General features: G+C 68.8%; 6 protein-coding genes, 1 other RNA gene and 1 pseudogene. 2 read left to right on the top strand and 6 right to left on the bottom strand.

What is annotated here, in order from left to right; all coding sequences use genetic code 11:
• Positions 1-8: 8 nt before the first annotated feature.
• Positions 9-430: RNase P RNA component class A (rnpB, locus tag ACWDA7_RS00735), an RNA gene on the top strand.
• Between the two features lie 336 nt (positions 431-766).
• On the opposite strand, the gene ACWDA7_RS00730 is transcribed toward rnpB, so the two are convergent.
• Entirely contained in the window at positions 767-2,263 is a 1,497-nt protein-coding gene (locus ACWDA7_RS00730; RefSeq protein WP_450602044.1) for an IMP dehydrogenase, read from the bottom strand.
• A gap of 716 nt (positions 2,264-2,979) precedes the next feature.
• On the opposite strand from ACWDA7_RS00730, the pseudogene ACWDA7_RS00725 reads away from it, so the two are divergent.
• Positions 2,980-3,230 (top strand): annotated as a pseudogene (locus ACWDA7_RS00725) (transposase); the annotation flags it as partial.
• 271 nt (positions 3,231-3,501) lie between these two features.
• Here the strand turns inward: ACWDA7_RS00725 and ACWDA7_RS00720 are convergent.
• The 5 genes from ACWDA7_RS00720 to ACWDA7_RS00700 form a co-directional block, all read right to left on the bottom strand.
• A complete protein-coding gene (locus ACWDA7_RS00720; RefSeq protein ID WP_450602043.1) occupies positions 3,502-7,347 on the bottom strand; it encodes a S8 family serine peptidase in 3,846 nt (1,281 codons plus the stop codon).
• A 1,249-nt stretch (positions 7,348-8,596) separates the two neighbouring features.
• Positions 8,597-9,031, bottom strand: a complete 435-nt coding sequence (locus ACWDA7_RS00715) for an LPXTG cell wall anchor domain-containing protein (RefSeq protein WP_450602042.1) — start codon at positions 9,029-9,031, stop codon at positions 8,597-8,599.
• A 173-nt stretch (positions 9,032-9,204) separates the two neighbouring features.
• Positions 9,205-10,149, bottom strand: a complete 945-nt coding sequence (locus tag ACWDA7_RS00710) for an NADP-dependent oxidoreductase (RefSeq protein ID WP_450602041.1) — start codon at positions 10,147-10,149, stop codon at positions 9,205-9,207.
• A 12-nt stretch (positions 10,150-10,161) separates the two neighbouring features.
• Entirely contained in the window at positions 10,162-10,539 is a 378-nt protein-coding gene (locus tag ACWDA7_RS00705) for a DUF5995 family protein (RefSeq protein ID WP_450602040.1), read from the bottom strand.
• 136 nt (positions 10,540-10,675) lie between these two features.
• Positions 10,676-12,094 carry an MFS transporter gene (locus ACWDA7_RS00700; protein WP_450602039.1) on the bottom strand — a complete coding sequence of 473 codons (1,419 nt, stop codon included), beginning with the start codon at positions 12,092-12,094 and terminating at the stop codon, positions 10,676-10,678.
• Positions 12,095-12,236 lie beyond the last annotated feature (142 nt).

The following is a 12,236-nucleotide window of genomic DNA, read 5'->3' as shown; positions in this document are numbered from 1 at the left end:
ACGGCAGACGAGCCGGGCGGACGGCCGCGTGGAGTCCCCCTAGGGGGTTCCCCGAGGAACGTCCGGGCTCCACAGGGCAAGGTGGTGGCTAACGGCCACCCGGGGTGACCCGCGGGACAGTGCCACAGAAAGCAAACCGCCGGGGACCGTATGCGTACGGCCCCGGTAAGGGTGAAACGGTGGTGTAAGAGACCACCAGTGCCCAGGGTGACCTGGGCAGCTCGGTAAACCCCACCCGGAGCAAGGTCAAAAGGGGGCACCCCTCCGAAAGAAGGGGTGTTCCTGCGCGGACGTTCGAGGGCTGCCCGCCCGAGTCCGCGGGTAGACCGCACGAGGCCGGCGGCAACGCCGGTCCTAGATGGATGGCCGTCACCCTGAGGGCCGCGAGGACCTCGGGGGACAGAACCCGGCGTACAGCCCGACTCGTCTGCCATCTGGGCTTCGACCTGGGCTTACGGTCTGGTCGGGCCCTTCACCGTGTCCAGGCGGTGCCCGCTTCGACCTGCGAGTTCCCGGGCGTTCCCGCGCGAGTGTGCACGCGTTGTGCACTCGCCTACCTCTCCGGGGAGGCGTTCAGCGGTGAGCGCCGCGGCCGAAGGCCGTCGGCCTGAGCGTCGAGCGTGAGATCACGCTGTGCGTGGTGACTGAGCTCGTGGGCGCGGTGGTAAGGCTGACATTCCTGCCTCGCGCTGGCGGGAGAGGGTTATTCCGACCGCGCACAATGCCCCTCCCACCAGTAGTCCTCTCGTCAGGACTCGGCGACTTGTCAGGAGACCGCCACCGGGGTGTCCCGCAGGGTGACGTTGGCGTGGCTCTCCTGGAAGCTCTGGTCTGAAACGAGGGTCAGCCGGGCCGTGGACTGGAACTCCTGCAGGGCTTTGGAGCCGCAGGAGACCATCGTGGTCTTGAGCTTGGCAATGGTCAGGGCGAGCCCTTCGTTGAGGTCGCCTGCGTAGGGGACGTAGCCGTCCACGCCTTCCTCGAAGACCAGCTCCTGGCCTCCCTGGCCGTAGCGCTGCCAGTTGCGGGCCCGGTTCGAGCCCTCTCCCCAGTACTCCTTCACGAAGCCGTCGCGGGTGGGCAGCTTTGCGCCGGCCGCCTGGTCGAAGCGTGCGAAGTAACGCCCCATCATGACGAAGTCGGCTCCCATCGCCAGTGCCAGGGCCACGTGGTAGTCGTGCACCAGCCCACCATCGGAGCAGATCGGCACGTACTCGCCGGTGCGTTCGCGGAAGGCATCCCGGGCTGCCGCGACGTCCAGCACAGCGCTGGCCTGGCCGCGGCCGATGCCTTTCTGGTCCCGAGTGATGCAGATGGAGCCGCCTCCCACCCCGACCTTGACGAAGTCCGCCCCCGCCTCGGCGAGAAAGGTGAACGCCTCGCCGTCGACCACGTTGCCTGCACCGATCGGGATCTCTGGATAGTGCTTCTTCACCCAGGTCAGAGCTTGCGCCTGCCAGTCGCTGTAGCCGTCGGACGAATCGAAGCACAGCGCGTCCACGCCCGCCTCCAGCAGGGCCGGGACGCGTTCTTGATAGTCGTGGGTGTTGACACCCGCGCCCACGCGCAGACGCTTGGCAGCGTCCACAAGCTGGTTCGGGAAGCGCTTGTTGTCCGTGTAGTCGGAACGGAACACCAGATGCTGAAGGTGACCCTCGGTATCCAGTACCGGGAGGCAGTCCAGCCGTTCGTCCCACAGCCGCGCGTTGGCCTCGGAAAGCGTGATGTCGGGCCCGGCATGGGCCAGGTCGGCAATAGCGGTCATCCGGCCACTGACCGGTCCGTCCAGGTCGTGGCGCTGGGGGTGGAAGTCCCGGGAGGTCACCATGCCGAGCAGGCGGCCGGTGGCGGCCCCGTCGTGGGTGACCGCGGCGGTGCTGTGACCGGTGTGGCGCATGACGTCGACTAGGAGGCTCAGGCTGTCGTCGGGGCGGACGTTGGTGTCGCTGGTGACGAACCCGGCCTTGAAGTTCTTCACCTGGCGGACCGCTGCAGCCTGGTCCTGGATCGGCTGGTTGTGGTGCAGGAAGCTGAGACCGCCGTTGCGCGCGAGCGCGATCGCGAGATCGGGTGTGCTGACGGCCTGCATGATCGCGGACGTGAACGGGGACTGCAGCTCGATCGCTGACGCCTCGCCCGCGATGTGCCGCACCAGGGGCGTGCGCAGGTCAACGGTCGCAGCCGAGCAGTCGGTCCGAGTCCGGTTCGGCAAGAGCAGAAACTCGTTGAACGTCCGTGAGACCTCGGCGATGATCTGTACCACTCGTTCCTCCTGGCCCGTCGGCCGGGGCCCGACTGCCCCGCTGTGAGGATCGCCCCCGTATCCCAGGGCCTGGGCAGGCAGAGACCCGCGCAGCAGCCGTGGAGGTGCCACCAACTGCGGCAGAGCTCTGACCGGCCCGTGGATCGAACGGGGTGCGGTCGTGACCTGGCACCTTATCGATTAACCCAGCTACTGCACGAATCGTGACCCTCACCGCAGCCGCCACCCCTCTAGAAGGCGGCGCAATCTGAGAAGTTCAGATCGAGGCCCTTGAACCCCTAACCTCTGACGGTGCGGAAGGGATGCCCAGCCGGATCGGTGAGGATCCGCCACCTGTCCTCATGCGCCTGGTGATCCGGCTTGCTTTCCTGATACAGACCGGTCCCCCAGCCGACCCGACTTCGTCCCGAAGCAACTTGGGCGTGCGTTTGACCTTTGGCTTCTGTGCCTGCCACCTGCTGTGATGATCCGCAGACGTGCGCGGTTGTCCGTCGCTGTCCGTCGGCGTTGTCACGCAGTTAGACACTCGCGTCCCCCCTCGATGCGAACTGCGGGCGGGGCGGTTGTTGAGTACATCTGGCCCGTCTACACCGGCACGACGACCCCGATCGACGCCTGGCGGTCGCGGATGTGGCTCGATACCTGGGGCGGGCTGAGGCAACGCACCATTGGGGCACTGCGATCTGCTGCGCCCCCGTGGTCGTTGCTGGTCGTTCCTGGGCGTCGCGGGCCGCCCTCGGACGGCTCAGACGCAGCCCTTATTCGTGGCTGACGTCTTCGGCTCGGTGCCGCGCGAGGACCAGCGGGCCAAGAGCGGCTGCTACCTGCGGGGACTGATGCTGGACGGCCGCCGAAAGTCCATCCAGGCCATGGCCTTCCGTCGCCGGACGGCAACGAGCAGAACCTGCAGCAGTTCGTGAACCAGTCCACCTGGACACCGTTTTATGCACATGATCCGGTGCCGATCTGGCCGCACGCCGCCGCTGACTGATCTTGCTCATCAATCGGTCGATACATCAACGACCTTCCCCTCGACTTGCCTGCGCCGCCGATCGAGATGACGCTGGCTTTCCCGGGTGTTGGGGTGTTTCAGGACCCAATGCCCGCTCTTGGTGCGGTAGGGGCGCACGTGCACGACCTGCCCTGACCAGCACGCCGCGGCGGGTGCCGGGGACCGTATGGCCCTGGCACCCGCCGCGGTTCGGTCGGGATGGCCCCTTGTCAGCGTTGCCGGCGGCTCACTCGGTGCCGCGGTGCAGGTACGCGTGGTTCACGGTCTGCTGGACGCTGTTGCCGGCGGAGTCCGTCGCGGTCACCCGGAGCGTCACATACGCGTCGCCGTGCACATTCGACGGCCGCTCCACGATGGCGGTGAACCGTCCCTCGCCATCCTGCCGTTCGGTGCGCGTCGTGGTCCAGGTCTTCCCGTCGTCGTAGGACGCCTCGACCTTCAGCTTCACGCCGCGCGGGGCGGCCATGCCGTCCTGCATGCGGACGGTCATGCCGAGGGCGTGCGTGCGCGCTCGTCCCACCGCGTTCTGTGCGTCGACCGGCACGTCGTAGTCGAGCTGGAGCAACGGCAGCAGGGCCGTGTCGGCCGTGGTGCCCGAACGGAACGTCCAGGACGTGTGGGTGTCGGTGCCGAAGCGCCAGTCGTCCGAGGTGCGGCCGGTGGTCAGGTCCAGCCGGTACTCGGCGTCGCCCGCGGGCACCTCGAAGTTGCCCCACGCACCGTTGTCGGACGTGGCGATCTGCTCACCGTTGCGGTACAGCTCCGCCTTGGACGTGTCGTTTGCGGACGACACACCGGGGCCGCCGCCGGGGCCACCGAAGGGGTCGGCCTCTGCCAACGACCAGTGACCGGCGCCGGAGTCGTTGAACTCGGGAATGAACACCGACAGGGTGTTGCCGTTGCGCACCGCAGTCTGGTCCTTGCCTCGCGGGATCGATGGGCGGACCACTGCGCCGAACCACCGCTCCGCGGCCTGCTGGCCGGGCTGGTAGGTGTGCGCAGGGTCGTGCATGCCGACCGCCAGCGGGAAGTCGGGAACGGGAACGATGTTGTGGTGCACGATGTGCTGCCACAGTGTGTCGCCGGTGCTCACGTACTCGACGCGTTCGGCTCCCAGCGGGACGTAGCGGCTGTACTGGTTCCACGCGGTGTCTTGGAACGGCCGCCATCCGAACCGCTGCTCGCTCGCCCACTCCGAGGCCCCGGTGCGGGTGTACGTGCTGCGAACCTGCGCGGTGTTGCGGTCGGTAACGGTGTAGACCAGGTTCTTGGGGATGGAGCCCTTCGAGACCTCCATCAGGTCGTACAGGTACGGGCTGCGCACCGTGCCGGAGAACTCCACCGTCGTGGTGCCCTTCTTGATGCGCTCCAGCAGAGCCGACCCGTTCTCCCAGGAGGTCTGCATGGTGGGCAGCGCCATCCGGTCACCGTCCGGCTGCCACCGGGTCCAGTCGGAGAAACCCTCGGGCTGCGCCACCAACAGCGCCTTGGCCCCCGCGTTCGCGGCTGCCTGCGGGAGAGCCCGTCGGTCCCACGGTGCGGAGTTGTCGTCCTGCACGACGGCCAGCTTGCCGCGTACCGCGCTGAAGTCGGGCGCCGCCGCTGTGCCTGCGTCCACGGCGGTCAGCCGCGCACCCTGATCCCCGAAGACCGGGGAGGTCGGCTGGTAGTACGGGGCGAACCGCTGTGAGCTGCCCGAGACCTCCGCCCGCAGTTGCGGGGCCACCATCTGCTTGCGCAGGGAGAATTCAAAGGCGCCGTCGGTGACCGGAGCGGTGGCGTTGGTGTACAGCTTCCAGTCGTCGAAGTACAGGGCCCCCTGGGTCAGGCTGTGACCGTCGATCTGACGGTAGTAGTAGGTGCTGAAGACACCGCGCTGCTCGGCGGGGCGAGGGGTCCGGACCTTCACCTCCGTGAGCCTCGAGGCGTCCAGGGTCACCGTCATGTCCTTGGTTACCTTCACCTCGGGGTTGACGATCAGGCCCACGTTGGTGCCGCCGCTCTTGGTCCGCTCGTAAAAGTTCAAGCTGACGTAGTACGTGCCCTCTTCCACGACGGCGACTCCCGCGTCAGGGTCCGTGTAGTTCACGAACCCGTCGGAGCCCCAGATGTCCGGCAATATCCAACCGTGCACAATCTGGCCGTTGCGGTCGCGCTGGACCACGGTCAGCCGGTGCAGGGGGGTGTGCACCACGAGGGAGAGGGTGGTGTGGGCGAGCACGGTGCCGTCGGCGGACTTCGCGGTGACGTATCCGTAGAACTTGCCGCGGACGGCGTGGGTCGCGTCGGTGTGCAGCGGCACGTCGACGGTGGCACCGGGGGCCAGTTGCACGGTGCTGGAGTCGAGGCTGACCACCCCGTCGGGGAGCGCCTTGCCGTCCTCGGTGGCCAGGTCGGCGGCCAGGGAGAGGGTGAGCGCGTGATCGCCGGTGTTGGTGTAGTGCAAAGTGGCCGCCGACTGCTGCCCCGACGTACCGCCGATCGTCAGCGGGGCGAGGGTGACGGAGCCGGTGGCCATGACCGGGCCCATGGCCGCGGCCACGTCGATGCGGCCACCGCCCTGCTCGGTCACCTTGGTGCCGGACACCGTGTGGGCGGTGCTGATCAGGGCGTCCTTGAGCTGCTGTGCGTCCCAGTCCGGGTGCTGCTGGGCCAGCAGCGCGGCGGCACCCGCGACGTGCGGGGTGGCCATGGAGGTCCCGGACAGCGCCACGTAGTTGGCGTCGATCGGGTCGCCCAGGGTGGTGCCGGCCGCGCGGGCGGCCACGATGCCCACGCCGGGGGCGGTCACGTCGGGCTTGACCGCGTCGTCGCCGAAGCGCGGACCGCGGCTGGAGAAGGACGCCAGGGAGTCGTCACGGTCGACAGCACCCACGGTCAGCGCGGCATCGGCCGCTCCCGGCGCACCGACGGTGTACTGGCCCGGACCCGAGTTGCCCGCCGCGACGACGAAGAGCGTGCCGGTGGAAGCGGTCAGGTTGTCGACGGCCTGGCTGAGCGGGTCGGTGCCGTCGGTCGGCACATCCGCCCCGAGGCTCATGTTGACGACCTTGGCGTGCTCAGCGGTCGCCCACTCCATGCCTTCGATGATGCCCGACTCAGAACCGGAGCCGTTGTCGTCCAGCACCTTGCCGATCAGCAGATCGGCCTTGGGCGCGACACCGCGCCGGGTGCCGCCGGAGGCGGCGCCGGTCCCGCCGACGATGGAGGCGACATGCGTGCCGTGGCCGAAGTGGTCGACGGTGTTCCCGCTGCCGGAGAAGTCCTTGGCTTCCGCGATGCGGCCGGCCAGGTCGGGGTGGCTGGCGTCGACACCGGTGTCGAGCACGGCCACCTTGACGCCCTGGCCTTCGTAGCCGGCCTTCCAGGCGGTGGGGGCGTTGATCTGCGCCGTGCTGCGGTCCAGCAGGGCCTTGACCTTGCCGTCCAGCGAGATCCGCGGGGTGACCGCGGCCCGGGCGGCGGCCGATTTCTCACCGGGGTTCAGCGTCTTCCAGAACGTCCCCAGGTCCTTGTCAGAGACTCGCAGGGAGTGCGCGTCGATGCTCGCCAGGGTGTGGGAGTGCGTCGGCTCGAGTGCCACCAGACGGTCGGCGAGGGACCCGGCGGCCTTCGACGCCTGTGCGCTGACACGGGCCCCGACCCTCGACGGGGTCGGCTGCGAGGAGACGATCAGCGGCAGCGCTGAGGTGTGGGCCTCGTCGTAGCCCTGGGATATCAGCCCGGTCACGTTGAAGAGCCGACGGTCCAGCGTCCCGGCGGAGACCAGTCCCTGGGCGTCGAACGGCATCACGGTCAGCGATTTGTCGTCGCCCTCGAACGTGTTGAAGGGCATGTGCTCGCGTCCGGGGCCGGGCTGCACCGACGCGGTACGCCGTCCGCCGGCCAGCGTCGTCACGGTCACCCGGTCACCCGTCACCAGCTGTACGGTCGCGGAGTGGACCCCCGGTTCGCCGACGGGATGAGTGACGGGGCCGGTGGCCGGCGCCCCTGCTACGGCGACGGCCGGTGTGACACCAGCCACCACCAGCAATCCTGTCGTAATCGCCGCCATTCGGCGGATTCTTGCCATCAGGGGAACACCTTTCGTACAGCTGAACACCACAACTTGGCCGAAAGCATTCGTTGGTGCAGTCGGACATGTCACTGGGCGCAGGCGTCACAAGTGCGACATGGCCAAAAGCGACACACGCCGCCTGCATGCTGCCGCCCCGCGTGTCAGCGCAGTGACATACGGACCCGGTCCGCAGTCGGATGCCGAAGTGCGCCTGGCAAAAGGGGCGTTGGATGAGGCATCGGACAGACTCGCTCTGCGTCACGCCGACACACCTGGCGCCGGTTCGTGAATCAGCGCAGACCATCACAAAACGTGTCTTTGCGTTCTGACTTAACGTGATATTTCGACTGCAAATATTGATGTGTCCGACCAGGCGGGCGCATCAGGCACCTGCCGAGAAAGGAGCACGGAATGCGGGTTTCCCGTCTTGCCGCCGCGCTGGGCGTCGCGGCCGCCGTCCTGTGGGCTTCGCCCTGGGTCTTGCCGGGGATCTTGAGTAGCTGGGTATTTGCTGGTCAGGGGTGGTGGGCTCGTGCGCCTGGTGGTCGGCGACCGCTCCTGCTGTAGGGACAGCGTTACGCGATACTCGCCCTATGGAGTGGTTCGAGCAGGTCCGGGCGGCGGAGCAACTCCGGGATTGGGATACGGCCGTTGAGTTGGTAAGCGCCCATGCCCAGTGCTACTCCGCCGACGCTTCCATGCACGACAACCATCTGTGGCACATGGACTTGCTCGCTCGTGCGGGACGGCTCGCGGAACTCATGGAACGCGCTCTCGGGGATGTCCACGCACGGCGGAGACTCAACACGGCGCTTCGCGAGCGGGGGATGGAGGCGGAACTGCGCAACCGCGCCGAAGATGGCGACCGTGGGGCCCTGTACGCCCTTGTTCGGCTGCTGTGCGAGACGAGTCGGGCCCACGAGGCCCATCGAGCGATCCAAGACCTCAGTCCGGAGGATCAGCACGCATACCGGATCGTGGCCCGTTTCCGATCGCCATCGAGTGGTGCGCGGTAACGCACCTTCCTATCGGACCTGGCGACGGTTGCTCGGGCCAGGGGCGAACCGGCGACCTTTCGCTTTTCAGGCAATCTCTGGCCCCAGCAGAGTGGGGCGTTGAGCGAGGATGACGGCTGCGCACGTACGCGCTTGGATGCTGTCGTCTGCGGACGTTGATGTCAGCGTTGATGTCAGATCGCTACAGGCCGTAGACAGCGAGCGGCGTCCTGGCCAGAGGATGGCCAGGACGCCACTCACTGCAGACGTCAGCCCCGGGAGGCCCTACGACGCCGCAGCACCAGATAACCGCCTGCGGCCATCAGTGCTGCCGCGACGCCCGACAGCAGGCCCACCGGGGCGCTGCTGCCGGTCTCGGCCAGATCGCCGCTGCCGCCCTGCGCGGACGAGGACGCGGCGGCCGACGGGGTCGCCCCGCCCTCGCCGGACGACGCACTCGGCGAGGCCGTCGCACCGGCCGAGCCCGAAGGCGAGGGAGACGCCGACGACGAGGGAGACGCGGAGGCGGACGGCGTCGTACCACCACCACCGCCCTGCGAGTCCTCGCAATCGGTCCAGAACACCTTGTGCTTGGCGGCGCCCTTCTCGTCGTCGCAGAACAGCTTGTAGTGCCCGTCGGGCAGCGACAGGTCCTCTGTACGGCCATGGCCCACGGAATCCAGGGTGATGGCCCCGGACTTCACGGTCTCGCCCTTGGTGGCAGTCGGGGCCCAGGCCTCGATGTGCCAGTCGACCTGCTGGACCGCGTCGAAGCCGAAGGCGTCGAACTACCGGGGGACAGTCACCAAGGCCTGCTCCGCTCTGTGGCACTGGTGGCTGCCCACTCGGGATCCGCGTCGGCGGCTGCCGGTCGGCGTCAGTCACCGAAGATGAGCACGAGCCGGCCCCGCGTGCCGCCGAGCGCCAGCCGCCGGTGTGCCTCGGCAGCCTGGGCCGCCGGGTACGTCCCGGCCACGCGCAGCGTCAACTTGCCCTCCTCGACGAGCTCGCGCAGCTGGTCCAGCTTCGCGCGTTCGCGCACGTAGTGGCTCACCCGCACGGAGTGGTAGGTCACGCCTTTCACCGGCTCGCCCTCGTAGTGCCGCACGGACACCATTCGCCCGCCCGGGCGGATCGCGGCGATCACCTTCTCGTTCAGTACGGCCCCGTCGGCCAGGCCGTCCACTCCCCCGGGCACCGCCTCGAGGAAGCGGTCGGCGACGTCGTCACCGCGCGGCACCACCGTGTCCGCACCGAGTTCCTCGACCAACGCCCGGTCTTTCTCCGCGGCGTCGGCGATCACCTGCAGCCCCTCCGCCTTGGCCAGCTGGACGACATAACCGCCGTAGGTGCCGGCCGCTCCGGTGACACCGATCGTCTGCCCCGGTTTCAGCTCCAGCTTGTCTAGGGTCATGCGCGCGGTGAGGCCGTTCATCGGCAGGGTCGACGCGGCGACGTCGTCCACCCCGGCGGGCACCCGGACCACCGATTCGGCGGGCAGCGCGACCTGCTCGGAGTAGGCGCCGAGCGAGCCCCGCGGCGTCAGGATCCCCATGACGTGGTCACCCACCGACAGGTCGGTGGCGGTATCCGGACCGATCTCCTCCAGCACGCCTGCCAACTCCATGCCGGGGACGTAAGGCCGGTCCTCCGCACGCATCTGCTCGGCGAGGATACCGGCACGCCGCACCGTGTCGGTGGGGCTGACGGCGGCGGCACGTACGCGGATCCGCACCTCCCCCGGACCAGCCACCGGGTCGGGCAGCTCGACCTCGTGCAGCACTTCCGGGCCGCCGAACTCGGTGTGGCCGATCGCCTTCATGCTCTCTTCCGATCAGTGGCTCCTACGACACGCCTTCGCTGACTGATGCGGGTTCATCGGCGGACGAGCGAGCCGTTGAGCGCCCCGTGTGCGCACGGACGCCCAGCCCGCCGGCGCCGGCCCCTTGCGGATCGGCATGCCTCGGCAGGCAGCCGACACCGCACTGGACGCATTCCGCGATCCCTTGGCGATCTCGGAGTCCGAGGCGGGGTCCCGGAAGAAGGAGACTGCCAGCCGGCTCCGGATCTCCTCGGTGACCGCCAGGTACATCCGGCTGAAGACCACGGCACCGTCACCAGGCGGCCAGCCGACGCCCAACGCCCGCATCCGGTCGACCACCCCGTCCATCGTGGGCACCCCGACCGTCCCGCCGGCCTCCTCCACCACCATTGCGTGCCTCCCATGACCGGCTCTGCTCACCCCGCCGACCTGGGCTTCCACGATGCCGATCCCATGGCTCGGCCGCATCCCCCGAACGAGCGAATCTGGTGTTCGGGGGATGCGGCCGGCCGGTGGTCCGCCGATGTCAGCGCCCGGCTGACTGCGGCACTCGCTCCGCTGCGGTGGGCTGCCCTGCCACGCGGCGGGCCGGGACGAGCAGCGCGACGAGCGTGGCCGCCAGGCAGGCACCGGTCAGGAGGGCGAAACCGTGGGTGTAGCCGGAGCCGTACGGCAGGCCGGAGGGCTGCAGCCGACCGGTCACCAGGCTGCTCATCACCGCGGCTCCGATGGCACCGCCGATGGTGCGGATGTTGGCGTTCATGCCGGTGGCCGCACCGGTCTGCGCCGGGGGGACGCTTTGCACCACAAGGGTGGGCATCGCGGCCCAGGCCAGGCCGGTCCCGAGGCCGAAGATCCCCGCGGCCACCGAGGCCTGCCACGACTGGTCGTGCCACGCCGTGAGCACGGCGAGGCCCAGCGCGCCCAGCCCGGCGGCGATGACCAGCAGCACCTTGGCTCCCAGCAGCGGCTCCAGACGCGCGCTGATCAGACCGGAGAAGAACATGGCCACCAGCATGGGCAGCATCAGCAGTCCGGCGCCGGTCACGCTCGCCCCGAAGCCGTACCCGGCAGTGGACGGAGTCGTGGCGAACGCGGGAAGGAAGGACCACAACCCGTACATCCCCGCGCCGAAGAGCAGCGCCGCGGTGTTGGTCCTCCAGACCGCGGGCAGTCGCATGACGCGCAGATCGATCACGGGGCTGGCGGAGCGGCTCTCGACCAGGGTCCACAGGGCGAGCAGGACCACCGCCAGGGCCAGCAGACCCAGCACCCGGGCGGAGCCCCAGCCCCAGGAGGACGCCTGGCTCACCGGCAGCAGCAGCGCGACCAGCCAGCCCGCCAGCAGCAGCGCGGACGCCCAGTCGACGCGGCCGGAGGCGCGGTTGGGGGACTCGGGTATGTAGCGGTGGGCCAGCAGTGCGGTGAGCGCCACCACGCCCGCGGGCAGCCAGAACAGCCACTGGTACTGCAGCGCCCCCACGATCGGCCCGGCGAGCACGATGCCCAGGCCGCCGCTGGCCGCGATGACGGCGGAGAGGTTGCTGATGCTGGAACTGACCCGGTCGTCCGGGAACACATCGCGGATGATCCCGAACGACAGCGGGAGGATCCCGCCGCCGACGCCCTGGACGACCCGGGCCACGATCATCGTGTGGATGTCCGGGGCCACGGCCGCCAGCAGCAATCCCGCGGTCAGAACGAGCAGCACGGCGACCAGGGTGCGCTTCTTGCCGAACAGGTCGCCGATGCGCCCGAGGATGGGAGTGAAGATCGAGGCGGAGAGCAGATTGGCCGTCATCACCCAGACGGCGGTGGATTGGGAGGTGTGCAGGGAGTGCTGGATGGTGGGCAGCGCCGGAGCGACCAGCGACTGCATCATCAAGACCACGCCGGCGCCGGTTGCCAGCACTCCGAAGGTGAGGCGGTTCGAGTTCTGGTTCATGGGGTCTTTCTGCGAGACAAAACGAGGCAAGACGGGATAGGCGGGACAGGGGTGCGGGAGGGTCCGACAGCACGGCGGAGCCTGATGCTCGGGCGGACTGCGGGACCTGAAGGATGGGGAGAGGCTGGCACTGTGTGGCCGG

The organism is Streptomyces sp. NPDC001156, from assembly GCF_053598275.1.
Note: the sequence above shows the minus strand (reverse complement) of the source record. Positions and strands in the feature narration are given on the sequence as shown.